The organism is Comamonas brasiliensis (assembly GCF_018292285.1).
Taxonomy (GTDB): domain Bacteria; phylum Pseudomonadota; class Gammaproteobacteria; order Burkholderiales; family Burkholderiaceae_C; genus Comamonas; species Comamonas brasiliensis.
Genome location: NZ_JAANES010000001.1, coordinates 532,516 through 548,131, shown reverse-complemented (window position 1 = coordinate 548,131; position 15,616 = coordinate 532,516). Strand labels below are relative to the sequence as shown.

Below are 15,616 nucleotides of genomic sequence, written 5' to 3'. Positions count from 1 at the left end.
GACAAGCCACAGACCCGGCTCCGGGTCATGAAAAAAGCCAGACTCAGGGTCTGGCTTTTTGACTGGGGCACATGCCTGGGGCACATGACCGGAGCGCGGCAGCCCGCTCAGACAGCGGTATCGTCCAGCTCGCCGGTACGGATGCGCACCACGCGCTCCACGGGAGTGATGAAGATCTTGCCATCGCCAATCTTGCCGGTGCGCGCGACATTGACGACGGCGTCCACGCAGCGATCCACGTCTTCATCGCGCACCACCACTTCGATCTTCACCTTGGGCAGGAAATCGACCACATATTCGGCGCCACGGTAGAGCTCGGTATGGCCTTTCTGACGGCCGAAACCCTTGACTTCGGTCACGGTCAGACCGTTCACCCCACACTCGGCCAGGGCCTCGCGCACTTCCTCGAGCTTGAAGGGCTTGATGACGGCGGTAATCATTTTCATGGGGCTAGTTCCTCAATGGATTGAAATCGGCAAAACACCGGAGCCAAAGACTCAGGCGCGAAATTTGTTGGTGATGGGATAGCGCCAGTCCTTGCCGAAGCTGCGCATCGTCAGGCGCGGACCGACCGGAGCCTGGCGGCGCTTGTACTCGTTGATTTGTATCAGACGCGTGACCCGTTCCACGTCCGCCGGCGCAAAACCCTCGGCGACGATGGAACTTATGCTCTCGTTGTTTTCCATGTAGCGGGACACGATGGCATCCAGCACCTCGTAGTCCGGCAGGCTGTCCTGATCCTTCTGATCGGGGCGCAGTTCGGCGCTGGGCGGGCGCGTGATGATGCGCTCGGGGATGGGGTCGAGCCCGGTGCCGAAGGGGTCGTTGGCATTGCGCCAGCGCGCCAGCGCGAACACCTCGGTCTTGAACACATCCTTGATGACGGCAAAGCCACCGGCCATGTCGCCGTACAGCGTGCAGTAGCCGGTGGACATCTCGCTCTTGTTGCCCGTGGTCAGCACGATGGAGCCAAACTTGTTGCTCATGGCCATCAGCAGGGTGCCGCGAATACGGGCCTGCAGATTTTCCTCGGTCGTATCCTCGGCACGCCCTGCAAAAGTGCCGGCCAGCGCCGCCTTGAAGGCCTCGAACTGCGGCGCGATATCGATCTCTTCGTGCTGCACGCCCACGCGCTCGGACATTTCGCGCGCATCCAGCCAGCTGATATCGGCCGTATAGGGCGAAGGCATCATGACCGTGCGCACCTTGTCCGCGCCGAGCGCATCCACGGCAATGGCCAGCACCAGGGCCGAGTCCATGCCGCCCGACAGGCCGATGAGCGCGCCCGGAAAGCGGTTCTTGCCCACATAGTCGCGCACGGACAGCACCAGCGCAGACCAGAGTGCCTGATGGTGGCCCGGCAGGGGCCTGACTTCGCCCGTCAGCGTCACGCCGCCATTGCCCGGATGCGCAGCCACCATGGGCAGATCTTCCTCGAAGGCCGCCGCACGCGCCGCCACCTGGCCGTCGGCCTGCACCGCGAACGAGCAGCCGTCGAACACCACTTCATCCTGGCCACCCACCAGATGGGCATAGACCAGAGGAACCGCGTTTTCCACGGCGCGCTGTGCGATCACCGCCTCGCGCTCCAGGGGTTTGCCACTATGGAATGGCGAGGCATTGATGACGAGCAGCAACTGGGCGCCTGCGGCCACGGCGGCACGGGCCGGGCCGGCATGCCAGGCGTCCTCGCAAATCAGCAGACCAATACGGATGCCGTCGAGCTCGACGACGCAGCTTTCCTTACCGGCCGCAAAGTAGCGCTGTTCGTCAAACACGCCAAAATTGGGCAGCAGTTGCTTGTAATAGTGCGCCACCAGCTGGCCGTCGCGCAGCACGCTGGCAGCGTTGAACAATGTCCCGGCCTGCGCATCGCGCTGCGGGTGACCGATGACCAAGGCCAGCCCCGGCCATTGGCTGCTGGCCTGCTGCAGCTGCTTCAAGGCCTCGTCGCAGGCATCCAGAAAAGCCGGACGCAGATAAAGGTCTTCGGCCGCATAGCCACACAGGGCCAGCTCGGGCGTGAGCAGCAGGCGGGCACCGTTGGCATAAGCTTGTTCGGCAGCGGCAATGATTTTCTGGACATTGCCAGAGAGGTCTCCCACAACAAAATTGCGTTGGGCACAGCAGATGGAAAGCGTCATGAAATGCAAGCTAGGCGGTGAGGCCACCAGCCCCCGCGACAATCAGGGCATGGCCGAAAACAAGATTATCACTCGCGTGCTTGCCAGCGTGCAGCAGCTGGACGCACAAACCTGGAATGTGCTGCTGGCCTCTCAATCCACGCCCACGCCCTTCATGCGCCACGAATACCTGGCTGCCATGGAGCAAAGCGGCAGCGCCACGCCCGATACAGGCTGGATCGCCCGGGTCATCACCGTCTGGGACGGCGAGGAGCTGCTGGCGGCCTGCCCCCTCTATATCAAGACCCACTCCTACGGCGAATATGTCTTCGACTGGGCCTGGGCGCGTGCCTATCAGCAGCATGGCCTGCCTTACTACCCCAAGGGTTTGCTGGCCGTCCCCTTCACGCCCGTGCCCGGCTCCCGCCTGCTGGCGCGCAGCCCGGCACTGCGCGTGGCGCTGGTGCAGGCCGTCCAGGCCTGGGCCGCCGAGCAGCAGCTGTCATCGCTGCACCTGCTTTTCGGCGATGCCGACGATCTTGCCGCCTGCGCTTCGGCCGGCTGGATGCAGCGCAGCACGGTGCAGTTTCACTGGACGAACACGCCGCCCGCGCTACCTGCTGCGGGCGCCACTCTGCCTGCAGAGGCAGAGCCTGCCAGCCTGCAGGCCTGCGCGGGCACTGCAGCGACACCGTCCCGCTGGAAGGACTTCGACGACTTTCTGGGCTCGCTGAACCAGGAAAAGCGCAAGAAGATCCGCCAGGAGCGACGCAAGGTTCGCGAAGCCGGCGTGAGCTTCAGGACCATCAAGGGCTGCGACATCGGTCAGGCGGACTGGTCCTTCTTCTACCGCTGCTATGAGCGCACCTACCTGGAGCATGGCAACCCGCCTTATCTGACACCAGAGTTCTTTGCCGCCATGGCCTCGGCCATGCCCGAGAACTGGGTGATGTTCATTGCCGAGCGCAACGGACAACCGATCGCCTCAAGTTTGATAGCTATTACCGCTTTTCAGTCAACGATTTCAGCATTAAATATATTGTTTTTTGATGACAGGAAAGCGCAAGCTGCTATCAATAACAAGGTCGCCTATGGCCGCTACTGGGGCGCTCTGGAGCGGGTCGACAGCTTGCATTTCGAGGCCTGCTACTACCAGCCCATCGAATGGTGCATTGCCAACGGCTTTGACCGTTTCGAAGGCGGCGCCCAGGGAGAGCACAAGATGGCCCGCGCCCTGCTGCCCGTGGAGACCCCCAGCGCCCACTGGGTGGCCCACCCGGCTTTTGCCGATGCCATCGAGCGCTTTTTGCAGCGCGAAGGCGAAGGCATGGCCCAGTATGTGGAAGAGCTTCAGTCCCATAGCCCGATGCGCAAGGTCTGAAGGCGGAAACAAAAAAGGCCGCTTTGCAGCGGCCTTGAATCCCGGGTCCTTGGAGACATTCAGAAGGTTTCCCAGTCATCCTCGTTCAGCGAGGACTTGGGCGCATTGCGGGCAGGCGCGGATTCGCCCGCCATGGACCCACCCATCAAGGAGCGCGGGGCCGCCTGCCTGGGCGCCGGCTGGGCGGCCACACGGCGGGCAGGTGCCTGGCGCGCTGGTGCGGCCTTGACTGGCGCCGCGGCACGAGAGGCAGTCTTTGGCGACTGCTCATAAGCCGCTGCGCCAGGCAGCTGAAACACCGCCACGGCCTGGACCAGATCCTGTGCCTGTTTGCGCAGCGCACCGGCGGCGGCGGCGCTTTCTTCGACCAGCGCCGCATTCTGCTGCGTCGTCTGATCCATCTGCGTCACCGCCTCGCCCACCTGCGCCACACCCTGGCTCTGCTCCTGGCTGGCAGCACTGATTTCGGTCATCAGGTCCGTCACCCTGCTGATCGCCGACACGATATCGGCCATGGTGGCGCCGGCCTTGTCCACCAGTTGCGTGCCCTGCTCCACACGTTGCACGCTGGTGTTGATCAAGGCCTTGATCTCCTTGGCCGCTTCGGCGCTGCGCTGGGCCAGGGTACGCACCTCGCCCGCCACCACGGCAAAACCACGGCCCTGCTCGCCGGCACGCGCCGCTTCCACGGCCGCATTCAGCGCCAGGATATTGGTCTGGAAGGCGATGGAGTCGATGACGGTGATGATGTCGGCAATCTGCTGGCTGCTGTTGTTGATGCCTTTCATGGTCTCCACCACTTCGGCCACCACGGCGCCGCCCTGCGCTGCCACCTGGGAAGCGTTCACGGCCATCTGATTGGCGGCACGGGCGTTGTCGGCGTTCTGGCGCACGGTGGAGCCCAGTTGCTCCATGGAAGCCGCGGTCTCCTCCAGCGCACTGGCCTGCTCCTCGGTGCGGCTGGACAGATCGGCATTGCCCGAGGCAATCTGCGAACTGGCCGAGGCCACGCCTTCCGCGTTCTGGCGTACCGTGCGCACGGTCTGCACCAGACTGCTTTGCATGCGCTCCAGGGCGCCCAGCAGGCGACCGGTTTCATCTTCTCGCTCCACGCGAATGACGCCGCTCAGATCCCCGTTGGCCACGCGGTCCGCGGCCTGTACCGCCTGCTCCAGCGGCGCACGGATGGAGCGCACCAGCCAGATGCCGGCGCCCAGGGCCACCAGCACCGCAATTGCTGCAGCCACGACCAGCAAGCTCACGGCGCGGTCGTAAACCTGCTCCGAAGCCAGCGTCTCGCTTCTGGCCACATCACTGTTGAACTTGATCAGCTTCTGCAAGGTCGCCGAAGACGCGTCGTAGAGCTTGAGAGACTCGCCCCCCAGCAATTGCTTGGCCTGCTCCTTGTCGCCGCTGCGCGAAACCTCGAACAACCGCTTGTTCAGCTCGACATAACGCTCCCGCTCGTGCAGGAACTGCGTGTAGAGCTCGCGCTCCTCGGCCGTGAGAATCAAAGGCTCGTAGAGCTTTTTGGCCTCGGCCAGATGTTTTTGCAGCTGATCGAACTGGGTTTCCACCTGAGCCATATAACCGGGCTCGTCATTATTGACATGCCGTAATTCGAGCAGGCGGGTGCGCGCCAGATCGGTATTGAGGGTATTGATCACTTCCACACTGGGCAGGGCGTTGCCGGTGATGGTCTCGGCACTGGAGCGCATGGAGCTCAGCTGCAGCAAAGCCATGGCGACCACCACGACCAGCAACACGACCAGAATCCCGAACGTGCCGAGAATCCGCGTGGAGATTTTGATGCTTTTCATTGATTGCACCTCCCTCTATTACCAATTAGTTTTTTATAAATACTTCTGTTGAATCCAGGCCTGCGAAGCGCACGAATTCACTTTTTTCTGCTCGATCGGAAACTATCTCTCTGAATGGCACACAAGAGATGGAATGAACCGGATACCGGCTTATATGTTTTCAATTGTTTCCAGTTTCATAATCCTTGCCTATCTTCAAGAGCCTACAAATACGTAGGCAACCACTTACATCACTCCAATTAGTTACTAGTAGTTACCAATGGCCGTGGCTAGGGATTCTCGATGCCGCCACAAGTTACATAGCTTTGAAAAAGCACCAAGCCACCCTTCTTCTTGATCAATATCAAGACAGTTTGGAGAAAGCTTGTAAAAAAACCCCGACAGCTTTCGCTATCGGGGTTTTGAGACAAAGGTCATTGAAACCGGAAAATCCTCAGAACTGCTCCCAGTCCTGGTCGTTTCCCAGAGCGGGCTGAGCCGCAGGAGCCGCCTTGGCCTGCCCCTGGCCGGCCAACGCAGCGACTTGCGGGCCTGCGCTCTTTGCGGCCTTGGCAACTGCGGGTTCTGTCCGGTTGCGCAGAGCCGCCGTGGCAAAGCTCGGTGCCTGATTGCCGAGCTGAAAAATCGCCACCGAATCGACCAAGGCCTTGGCCTGGCGCTGCAGGGAGTCGGCCGCCGCGGCACTTTCCTCCACCAGGGCCGCGTTCTGTTGCGTGGCCTGATCCATCTGGGTGATGGCTTCGCCGACCTGGGCCACGCCCTGGCTCTGCTCGCTGCTAGCGGCGCTGATCTCGCCCATGATGTCCGTCACGCGGCCGATGGCCGTCACGATTTCGGCCATCGTGGCCCCGGCCTTGTCCACCAGTTGCGAGCCCTGCTCCACGCGCTCCACGCTGGCATGGATGAGCTGCTTGATTTCCTTGGCGGCTTCGGCGCTGCGCTGGGCCAGCGTGCGAACCTCCCCTGCCACCACGGCAAAGCCACGGCCCTGCTCACCGGCACGCGCTGCCTCCACGGCTGCGTTCAGGGCCAGGATATTGGTCTGGAAGGCGATGGAGTCGATCACGCCGATGATGTCGGCAATCTGGCGGCTGCTGTCGTTGATGCCCTTCATGGTGTCCACCACCTGGGCCACCACGGCACCGCCGCGGCCCGCGACATCGGAGGCGTTCCTGGCCATCTGGTTGGCGCTCTGGGCGTTGTCGGCGTTCTGGCGCACGGTCGAACCCAGCTGCTCCATGGATGCGGCCGTTTCCTCCAGAGCGCTGGCCTGGCTTTCGGTGCGCGATGATAGATCGGCATTGCCTTGAGCGATTTCACTGGACGCCAGGGCCACGCCGTGGGCATTGCCGCGCACATCCTGAACCACGGAGGACAGCTGGCGACGCATGTCCTCCAGCGCGTTGAGCAGCAAGCCCATCTCGTCGCGGCGCTGATTCTTCACCACCATGCCCAGCCTGCCGGCCGCCACGGCCTGCGCCAGCTCGACGGCCTTGGCCACGGGCGCCGTGATGGCGCGTGTCATCGCAATACCGACCACAGCGGCAAACAGCACCACCAGCGCCAGCGTGCCGAGCAGCCAGTAGCGGGCCAGCTCGAAACTGGATTTTTCGGCCTGCTGGGCCTGGGCCGCGTTCTCGAGCTGCAGCGTCATCAGCTTGCCCGTGCTTTCAGCCAGCTGGCTGAAGGCCTGCTCGGACAGCCCGGCAAAGAACAGGCCCAGTTCATCGGCCATGCCGGCCTGGCTGTCCACGGTGTTGTAGTCGCCATCGCGCGCCCGCGCCAGCAATTGCTCGTGCAGTTTCAGGAAGTTCGCCTTGTTGGCCTGATAGCCCTCATAGGCCTCGCGCAGCGGCTGGCTGGCAATCAGCTCATGGACCACCTTCTCCTGCTCGGCAATGGTCTTCAGGCGCTGCTGGATCTGCTGCTCGTAGCCTTCGATCTCGACCAGAGTGCGTGCGGTGGCGATGCCTGCCTCATGGCGGCGCAGCCGGTTGTACTCGGAGCGCATGGAAGCCGCGTTGTAGACGCTGGGCAGTGCCACCTCGGATACCTCGCGGCCCGCTGCATGAATGCTGGACAGCTGCAGCCAGGCCACCAGCCCCAGCAATGCAGACAACAGCACCAGCGCCGTGAAGCTGATGCCCAACTTGGTCCCCACGCGCCAGTCCGAAATCTTCCAACTCATGCGCATCCCCTCGTATATATCGATGCAGGCAATAAAAAACGCACCAAGCGAGGTCCGCCGGGTGCGTTTCAAATTGTATAGATGCAGATGGCGAGGCTTCTCTGCAAGTAAAGGTTAGAGACCCTTTACTAGTTTGGATCAGCCCTTGTAGTTGGCGATACCGTCCACGATTTCCTTGTGTGCCGCGTCCACGCCCTTCCAGCCCAGAACCTTGACCCACTTGCCCTTTTCCAGATCCTTGTAGTGCTCGAAGAAGTGGGCGATCTGCTGCAGGGTCAGCTCATGGATATCGCTGAGGTGGTTGATCTTGTCGTAGGAAGGCAGCAGCTTCTGTGTGGGAACGGCCAGAACCTTGCCGTCGACGCCGGACTCGTCTTCCATCTCCAGGATGCCGATGGCACGGCAGGGCACCACCACGCCGCTGGGCAGGGGGAAGGGAGTCATCACCAGCACGTCCACGGGGTCGCCGTCGCCAGACAGGGTCTGGGGCACATAGCCGTAGTTCACGGGGTAGTGCATGGCGGTGCCCAGGAAACGATCCACGAACAGGCAGCCGGATTCCTTGTCCACTTCGTACTTCACGGGAGCCGAGTTGGCCGAGATTTCGATGACGACGTTGAAGACTTCAGGCGTCTTGGAGCCGGGGGTCACATTGTTCAGAGACATGATGGTTGGGAGAAGTAATACAAAAAGCCCGCCAGCGCCGACGAAGCATCGGCACCTGAGGGTCAGCCCGCGATTTTAGGCGCATGACCCTAACGCTGGCATTACATGTTTGAAAGCTGGGTCCGCAGCGCTGTATTACAGGCGACCGGCAGTGGCCGGAATATCCATAAAAAAGACTATTTTCCCTTTACCAGACAATGCTTTTAGCTCTCAAAAACAGAGCATCATGCATTCACAGGCTGGCGACGTCGCACGGGACCGCTGCGCTGCTCCACTGCCGCCTGCACCTCCTTGCGCAGCCCGAGCGCAAAGCCCAGTTCGGCCGCCACGAACAGCGGGCCAATCACCAGGCCCATCACGTCGTCAAAAAATGCGGGCTTGCGTCCCTCCCAATAGTGGCCGACAAACTGGATCACCCACCCGATCGCGAACAGGCCCAGCCCCCAGACCAGCCAGCTGCCCATGGGCTGCGCGGCAATGGGAGCAGCCAGCGCCAGCATGATGGCCAGCACCACGCTCATGAACAGGCCGTAGCGCCCGTCCAGCCGCCAGTAATACACCGCGGCGGCAAGCGCTGCCAGCAGGGCCAGCGAGATCGGCATACCACCCAGCGCACCCCATTGCAGCCTGGCCAGCAGAATGACCACCGCCTGCATGATCATGGGCACGCCGATGTAGTGCGTGACGATATTGCGCGGGTCGCGGTGGTAGTCGGCGTAGTTGGACAGTTGATCGATTAGGGTTTTCATCGCTGTGTCTCCTGGTCGCTTGTCAGAGCATGGTGGCGCAGCATCAACCTTGCCGTCTGTCATGCCACCGACACAAGCGCTAATACCCTCACCCAGGCCTGCACTGGCCTCCGTGCCCCCTGCACGCAAGCGCGGCAGCTTCGAGCATGTCAACTCCAATGACCTCTGGGCCATCGTGCAGGCCGGTCGCTGGTTCCGCTCGCTGCCGCCGGAATTGACCGCCCAGATGCAGCAACTGGCCCAGCCAAGGCTGCTGGCCGCCGGCGAATGGCTGTTTCGTCGCGGCGATGCCCCTTGCGGCCTGTATGCAGTGGCCAGGGGCTCGCTCAGCATCTCCGGCACGGCAGCGCTTCAGGAAAACACCCGCACGGCCTTGCTGACCTTGATCGAGCCGCCGAGCTGGCTGGGCGAGATCGCCCTCTTCGACGGCGAGCCCCGCACCCACGACGCCTGCGCCAACACCGCCTGCGCCCTGCTGCATATCCCGATACCGCCGCTGCGCGAGTGGCTGGATGCCAATCCGCATTGCTGGCGCCACATGGCCCTGCTGCTGACCCACAAGCTGCGTGCCAGCCTGATTGCCCTGGAGGAGCAGACCGTGCTGCCTGCACCGCAGCGCGTGATGTGCCGCCTGGTGCAGATGGCCATGGGCCACGAGCAATGGGCCGACCGCATGCGCACCCACCGCGAGCTGGCCGTCTCGCAGGAGCAGATCGCACGCATGCTGGGCCTGTCACGCCAGACCACCAACCAGATCCTGCAGGAGCTGCAGCAGGCCGGCTGGCTGCAGCTGCGGCGCGGCAAGCTGGAAGTTCTGGACCTGGCCGCACTCAAGGCCGCAGCACTCACCGGGCAGATACCCGCGAGCAGCTAGGCGCTCGCCGCCCGGCTCGGAGTCGCCCCTCTGCCGCCCCGCTGTCCGCTTGGTGCTGGACAAGCCTGCTATCTCTTTGATAATGAAATCGGGTCTGGCGCACCAGACCCGGTTCAAGATCATCGCGGGCGATCCAGTCAGGTTCCGACATGCCGTCGTCGCCCGCCACAACAACGGATACCCCATGCCCCTGCCTCCCAGTGCCAGCCGCACGCCAGCCCCCATCCACATGCGCGACGTCAAATACCGGGGCTATGCCCGTGACGACGGCATGTGGGACGTGGAAGCCGAGCTGATCGACCAGAAAACCTATGACATCGAGTTGCACGGCCGCCGCAAAGTGCCGGCAGGCAAGCCGATTCACCATATGTGGATCCGCCTGACCATCGATGCCGACATGGTGGTGCACGGCATAGAGGCTGCCATGGACGACCACCCCCTGGGCCACTGCCCTCAGGCCACGAAGTCCATGCAGAAGATGGTTGGCTGCTGCATAGCCCGCGGCTGGCGCCGCGCCATTGCCGACAATCTGGGCGGGGTGGTGGGCTGCACGCATCTGCGCGAGTTGCTGTTCAATATGGCAACGCCCGCTTTTCACACCGTGCTCAACCAGTTCGGCACCAATGGCTCGGGCCTGCCACCACGCCACCTGGGCCAGTGTCTGGGCTGGGACTTCAACGGCCCCGGCGTGGCGGAGTTCTACCCCGAGTTCAAAGACTGGAAGCCGCAGGCTCAGCAGCAACCCAGGGAAACCACTACACAAGCCTGATCCACAATACCGACAAGCGCTAACAGCTATCAATTTTGATAGCCCACAACAAGCCCGCAGCCGGCCCGGACTTCGCTCTTGCGGCACAATCGAGTCCATGGCAGAACGTGTGATCCCCTTGGTCGATGAGCGTGCGGCATCCCGCAGCGCAATCGTCCCCAACCCCCTGCAGGCCCCTACCGGGCTGCTGCAGGATCAATGGGGACGGCCTTTGCGCGACCTGCGCATCAGCGTCACCGACCGCTGCAACTTCCGCTGCAACTACTGCATGCCCAAGGAAGTTTTTGACAAGAACTACCAATATCTGCCCCACAGCTCACTGTTGAGCTTCGAGGAAATTACGCGCCTGGCCAGATTGTTTGTCGCCCATGGCGTGCGCAAGCTGCGCCTGACCGGCGGCGAGCCGCTGCTGCGCAAGAACATCGAAGCCCTGATTGCCCAATTGGCCGAGCTGCGCACGCCCGATGGCCAGCCGCTGGACCTGACACTGACCACCAACGCCTCGCTGCTGGCACGCAAGGCCCGCGCCCTGAAGGACGCCGGCCTGAACCGCGTGACCGTCAGCCTCGACGGGCTGGACGACGCCGTGTTCCGGCGCATGAACGATGTGGATTTCCCCGTGACCGATGTGCTGGCCGGCATCGAGGCTGCGCAGGCCGCAGGTCTGTCGCACATCAAGGTCAACATGGTGGTCAAGCGCGGCACCAATGACGACCAGATTCTGCCCATGGCCCGCTACTTCCGCGGCACGGGAATCACGCTGCGCTTCATCGAATACATGGACGTGGGTGCCACCAATGGCTGGCGCATGGACGAGGTACTGCCCTCGGACGAGGTGATAGCACGTCTGCGCGCCGAGCTGCCGCTGATCCCGCTGGCGCCCAGCGCCCCGGGCGAGACCGCCGTGCGCTGGGGCTATGCCAACGCTAGCGGTCAATATGACCCCCAGCTGGGCGAGGTGGGTGTCATCAGCAGCGTGACCCACGCTTTCTGCGGCGACTGCAACCGCGCACGCCTGTCTACCGAGGGCCAGCTCTATCTGTGCCTGTTCGCAAGCCAGGGCTGGGACTTGCGCAGCCTGCTGCGCACCGGTGCCAGCGATGCCGAGATTGCTGCTGCCATCGCCCCCATCTGGCAACAGCGCGGCGATCGCTACTCGCAGCTGCGCAGCGAGATGCCGCCCGATGTGGCGCCGGTGCGGCAAGGTCGGCGTATCGAGATGAGCTATATCGGTGGCTGACTCACGCATCACCGCTGAGCAGATCACCGGTTGCGTGCTGGCCGGGGGGCGCGGCGCGCGCATGGGCGGCGTGGACAAGGGCCTGCAGCGCTTTCAGGGCTTGCCGCTGGCATTGCATGCATTGCAGCGCCTGGCCCCGCAGGTCGGCCCCCTGCTCATCAATGCCAATCGAAATGCAGCGGCCTATGCCGCCCTGGGCCAGCCACTGGCTGCCGAGGTCTGCGCCGACAGCCTGCCCGACTACCCCGGCCCGTTGGCGGGCTTCATGGCCGGCCTCGCCCATTGCCGCACGCCATGGCTGCTTTGCGTGCCCTGCGATACGCCGCTGCTGCCCCTCGATCTGGCGACGCGAATGCTGGCGTCGCGCGGCGATGCCGATATCGTCATCGCTCACGGCTGGGATACCGAGCACGTCAAGCCGGGCCAGCCGCCGCAGCTGCGCGCCCAGCCCGTGTTCTGCCTGCTGCGGGCCCAGCTCGCCTCCAGCCTGGAGCGCTTCATCACCGGCGGCGGCCGCAAGATAGACGCCTGGACCGGCCAGCATCCCAGCTCCCAGGCCCTATTTGACCGCCCAGGGGATGAGCAGGCCTTCAGCAACGCCAACACGCTGGCCCAGTTGCTTGACCTGGAGCAAATCGCCACCGAACGCCAATCCTGATTCATCGGCACGTCAAGCCAAAAGCGTAAAGTGCCACGCAGCCCCATGGCCGCATCCCGTCATGAGGTTTTTTATTTTTTGCCGTTATGACCGCGACTTTTCAACCTGCCGCCTCCACCAGCGCCCAGACGCTGACCACTGACCAGGTACTGCAACAGCTGCAGGCCCTGCTGCAGCCGCTGGGTGCGGTCGCCGAAGTGGAAACCGTCGCCCTGCCCGATGCTCTGGATCGTGTGCTGGCAGCCGATGTGATCTGCCCCGTCAACGTCCCCCCCCATGACAACAGTGCCATGGATGGCTATGCCTTTGCCGGCAGCGAACTGGAGCAGGCACGGCCCGGCCAGCCACTGATGCTGCGTGTGATGGGGACTGCTCTGGCCGGAGGGCCGTGGCAAGGCCGGCTTGGCGCTGGCCAATGCGTGAAGATCATGACGGGTGCGGTCATGCCGGCGGGTGCGGACACGGTAGTAGCCCATGAGCAGGCCAGCGCTGACCAGGAGTGCATTCAATTTGACGGCCATGCCATGCGCGCAGGCGCCAATCGTCGCCTGCGCGGCGAAGACCTGGAGCAAGGCTCCGTGGCGCTGCAAGCTGGCCAGCGTCTCACACCTGCCGCCCTGGGTCTGCTGGCCAGCCTGGGACTGGGCCAGGTCAGCGTACGGCGCAGGCTCAGCGTGGCTTACTTTTCCACCGGCGACGAGCTGCTGAGCCCAGGTGCCGAGCCACGCGAGGGAGCCATCTACGACAGCAACCGCTTCAGCCTGCAGGCGCTGCTGCGCCGCCTGGGGGCCCATGTGCTGGACCTGGGAGCCGTGCCCGATGAGCCGACCGCGCTGGAAGACCGCCTGCGCGAAGCAGCCACCCTGGCCGATGTGGTGCTGACCAGCGGCGGCATCAGTACCGGCGAAGCCGATCACACCCGCGCGATGCTGCAGCGTCTGGGCACCGTGCAGTTCTGGCGTGTGGCCATGCGCCCCGGTCGGCCGCTGGCGGTGGGCCTGCTCGCTCCCGCAGGCGGAATCTCCTTAACCAGATCGGCAGGCATCCCGATCAAGACAAGCGCAGGCGTCTCCCACAGTCAGAGCAATACACCACCCACCCAACGCCCGGCGGTGCTGCTGGGGCTGCCCGGCAACCCGGTGGCCGCCATGGTGAGCTTTCTGATGTTTGTGCGTCCGGCCCTGGCCCTGCTGGCTGGCGAACGCCCCGCCCCCGTGCCATTGCTGCAGGCAATCAGCGGCGAGCGCCTGCGCAAACGCCCGGGCCGTACCGAGTATCTGCGCGGCGTGCTCGAACTCAATGAGAAGGGCCAGGCCGCCGTGCGCACCACGGGCCCGCAAGGCTCGGGCGTGCTCAGCTCCATGGTCGCAGCCGACTGCATCATCGTGCTGGACGATGCGCGCGGCGATGTCCAGCCCGGAGAATCCGTCAACATCCTGCTGCTGCAGGGTCTGATCTGAAGACAGACTTGCCGTCTGATCCTCGACCCTCGATCCATTCTGGGAAATATTTCATGCCATACCAAGCCACCCACTGGGCCACAGAACCCACAAGGCAGGCCATCGATGCGCTCAAGGGCGCGAACTTGCTGGAATTCGGCACCCCCTGGTGCGGCCACTGCCAGCGCGCTCAGCCGCTGCTGCAGTCCGCGCTGACTGGCCAGCCGGAAGTGGCGCACATCAAGGTGGAAGACGGCCCCGGCCGGCCGCTGGGGCGCAGCTATCGCGTCAAGCTCTGGCCCACGCTGATTTTTCTGCGTGACGGCAAGGAGGTGGCGCGCATCGTGCGCCCCGAGTCCGAGCAGCAGATCCAAGAAGCACTGGCGCAGATCACGAACTGAGCCAGCGCAACTGGCCCGGCTGCCTGGCTCAGCCCTTCTTGAGCGCCAGCTCCACGCCCTTGTTGGCCAGCGCATCGGCGCGCTCATTGCCAGGGTCCCCGGCATGGCCCTTGACCCAGCGCCAGTCGATACGGTGACCGCTGCCCTGCACCAGCGCGTCCAGCTGCTTCCAGAGTTCGACATTCTTGACTGGCTCCTTGGAAGCGGTGACCCAGCCCTTGGCCTTCCAGCCCTGTATCCACTCGGTAATGCCTTTGCGCACGTACTGGCTGTCCAGATACAGCACTACATCGCAGGGACGCTTGAGCGCGGACAGCGCCTCGATCACGGCCTTGAGCTCCATGCGGTTATTGGTGGTTCCCAGTTCACCACCGAAGAGCTCCTTCTGCGCCGATCCGGCCTGCAGCAATGCGCCCCAGCCTCCAGGCCCGGGATTGCCCTTGCAGGCGCCATCGGTATAGATCACAACTTGATTCAATTTTCTTCCTTGTTACGCCAGAACATGTCCGGCGGCTGCTTCTGGGTCACGGGCGCCTTCATGCCGGCCGGCACGGTGCTCTTGCGCCAGCTCGGGCTCATCAGACGCATGCCCTGCACGCGCTTGACGGCCACCACGCAATAGACGCCCCCCATCACCGGCCAGCAGCGGTGGCCCAGGCCTTCCATGAACTGCCAGCGGCTCAGCCACTTCTCACTTTGAGTGGCAGGACGATAACAGCCAAATTGCACGGCTTCGATCTCGAAGCTCAGCAATCGCAGCCAATCGCGCAAACGCCAGTAGCCCACGCCCAGGCTCAGGTCCGGCAAATAGCCCGCGCTGCGCTCCACCCGGCGCTGCAGACCCAGCAGACTGGAGGGATTCAGCCCGCTGATCACCAGCCGACCTTCCGGCACCAGCACGCGCGCAGCCTCGCGCAGCGCGGCATGCGGGTCGTTCGAAGCCTCCAGCGTATGCGGCATCAGCAGCAGATCAAGGCTGGCCTCGGCAAAAGGCAGGGCTTCCGGAGCGGTCCTGAGCGCCGGCATCAACGGAGCAAAATTCTGCGTTTCATCGGCGGGCGGCTGCACCTGTGACACTCCGGCCGCCGCCGCTTGCGCTACAGTGCCTGCTTTTGCATCCGGAACGGGATCGATGCCCTCCAGCGCCAGCCAGCGATGGGGCATGCGGTTGCCGCGCAGGCCTTGCAGCTGCGGCAAGCCCAGTTGCAAGGCGTGGTAGCCAAAGATATCGGCCACCGCCTCGTCAAAGCGCTGCTGCTCCCATTCCAGGAGGTAGTGCCCTAGGGCTGAATCCGTCCAGTGATGCAT

Annotated in this window: 15 protein-coding genes; 7 read left to right on the top strand and 8 right to left on the bottom strand. The window is 63.6% G+C overall.

The window, feature by feature from the left end; all coding sequences use genetic code 11:
• Nucleotides 1–107: 107 nt before the first annotated feature.
• Nucleotides 108–446, bottom strand: coding sequence for a P-II family nitrogen regulator (locus tag DJFAAGMI_RS02485; protein ID WP_003056652.1), 339 nt, complete (start codon nt 444–446; stop codon nt 108–110).
• A gap of 51 nt (nt 447–497) precedes the next feature.
• Complete coding sequence (locus tag DJFAAGMI_RS02480) at nt 498–2,144, bottom strand: NAD+ synthase (protein WP_211455817.1); 1,647 nt, start codon at nt 2,142–2,144, stop codon at nt 498–500.
• Between DJFAAGMI_RS02480 and DJFAAGMI_RS02475 the strand changes: the two genes are divergently transcribed.
• Nucleotides 2,143–3,504: a GNAT family N-acetyltransferase gene (locus tag DJFAAGMI_RS02475; protein ID WP_211455816.1), complete on the top strand. Its 1,362-nt coding sequence runs from the start codon at nt 2,143–2,145 to the stop codon at nt 3,502–3,504. The two genes, DJFAAGMI_RS02480 and DJFAAGMI_RS02475, sit on opposite strands and share 2 nt — an antisense overlap.
• Before the next feature lie 59 nt (nt 3,505–3,563).
• On the opposite strand, the gene DJFAAGMI_RS02470 is transcribed toward DJFAAGMI_RS02475, so the two are convergent.
• The 4 genes from DJFAAGMI_RS02470 to DJFAAGMI_RS02455 all read right to left on the bottom strand — a co-directional run bounded on the left by DJFAAGMI_RS02470 (nt 3,564) and on the right by DJFAAGMI_RS02455 (nt 8,927).
• Nucleotides 3,564–5,324 (bottom strand): methyl-accepting chemotaxis protein, encoded by a 1,761-nt coding sequence (locus DJFAAGMI_RS02470; protein WP_211455815.1) that lies wholly within the window; start codon nt 5,322–5,324, stop codon nt 3,564–3,566.
• 433 nt (nt 5,325–5,757) lie between these two features.
• Nucleotides 5,758–7,512, bottom strand: coding sequence for a methyl-accepting chemotaxis protein (locus DJFAAGMI_RS02465; protein WP_211455814.1), 1,755 nt, complete (start codon nt 7,510–7,512; stop codon nt 5,758–5,760).
• A gap of 138 nt (nt 7,513–7,650) precedes the next feature.
• On the bottom strand, nt 7,651–8,178 hold the full coding sequence (gene ppa / locus DJFAAGMI_RS02460) for an inorganic diphosphatase (protein WP_003056663.1): 528 nt from the start codon (nt 8,176–8,178) through the stop codon (nt 7,651–7,653).
• 224 nt (nt 8,179–8,402) lie between these two features.
• Nucleotides 8,403–8,927, bottom strand: coding sequence for an Mpo1 family 2-hydroxy fatty acid dioxygenase (locus tag DJFAAGMI_RS02455; protein ID WP_211455813.1), 525 nt, complete (start codon nt 8,925–8,927; stop codon nt 8,403–8,405).
• A gap of 61 nt (nt 8,928–8,988) precedes the next feature.
• Between DJFAAGMI_RS02455 and DJFAAGMI_RS02450 the strand changes: the two genes are divergently transcribed.
• The 6 genes from DJFAAGMI_RS02450 to DJFAAGMI_RS02425 all read left to right on the top strand — a co-directional run bounded on the left by DJFAAGMI_RS02450 (nt 8,989) and on the right by DJFAAGMI_RS02425 (nt 14,308).
• On the top strand, nt 8,989–9,801 hold the full coding sequence (locus DJFAAGMI_RS02450; protein ID WP_003056666.1) for a Crp/Fnr family transcriptional regulator: 813 nt from the start codon (nt 8,989–8,991) through the stop codon (nt 9,799–9,801).
• A gap of 184 nt (nt 9,802–9,985) precedes the next feature.
• A complete protein-coding gene (locus tag DJFAAGMI_RS02445; protein ID WP_043007603.1) occupies nt 9,986–10,570 on the top strand; it encodes a DUF2889 domain-containing protein in 585 nt (194 codons plus the stop codon).
• A gap of 97 nt (nt 10,571–10,667) precedes the next feature.
• Nucleotides 10,668–11,810 (top strand): GTP 3',8-cyclase MoaA, encoded by a 1,143-nt coding sequence (moaA, locus tag DJFAAGMI_RS02440; RefSeq protein ID WP_211455812.1) that lies wholly within the window; start codon nt 10,668–10,670, stop codon nt 11,808–11,810.
• Nucleotides 11,803–12,468: a molybdenum cofactor guanylyltransferase MobA gene (gene mobA, locus DJFAAGMI_RS02435; RefSeq protein ID WP_211455811.1), complete on the top strand. Its 666-nt coding sequence runs from the start codon at nt 11,803–11,805 to the stop codon at nt 12,466–12,468. The genes moaA and mobA overlap by 8 nt, the downstream gene beginning before the upstream one ends.
• 86 nt (nt 12,469–12,554) lie before the next feature.
• Nucleotides 12,555–13,928, top strand: a complete 1,374-nt coding sequence (gene moeA, locus DJFAAGMI_RS02430) for a molybdopterin molybdotransferase MoeA (protein WP_211455810.1) — start codon at nt 12,555–12,557, stop codon at nt 13,926–13,928.
• A 53-nt stretch (nt 13,929–13,981) separates the two neighbouring features.
• Nucleotides 13,982–14,308 carry a thioredoxin family protein gene (locus tag DJFAAGMI_RS02425; protein ID WP_211455809.1) on the top strand — a complete coding sequence of 109 codons (327 nt, stop codon included), beginning with the start codon at nt 13,982–13,984 and terminating at the stop codon, nt 14,306–14,308.
• A gap of 28 nt (nt 14,309–14,336) precedes the next feature.
• Here DJFAAGMI_RS02425 and rnhA read toward each other — a convergent pair whose 3' ends face one another.
• Together rnhA and DJFAAGMI_RS02415 are read right to left on the bottom strand one after the other, a co-directional pair.
• Nucleotides 14,337–14,786: a ribonuclease HI gene (gene rnhA / locus DJFAAGMI_RS02420; protein ID WP_003066200.1), complete on the bottom strand. Its 450-nt coding sequence runs from the start codon at nt 14,784–14,786 to the stop codon at nt 14,337–14,339.
• The gene (locus tag DJFAAGMI_RS02415) at nt 14,783–15,616 is read right to left on the bottom strand and encodes a class I SAM-dependent methyltransferase (RefSeq protein WP_211456703.1); all 834 of its coding nucleotides are present in this window, start codon (nt 15,614–15,616) and stop codon (nt 14,783–14,785) included. The genes rnhA and DJFAAGMI_RS02415 overlap by 4 nt, the downstream gene beginning before the upstream one ends.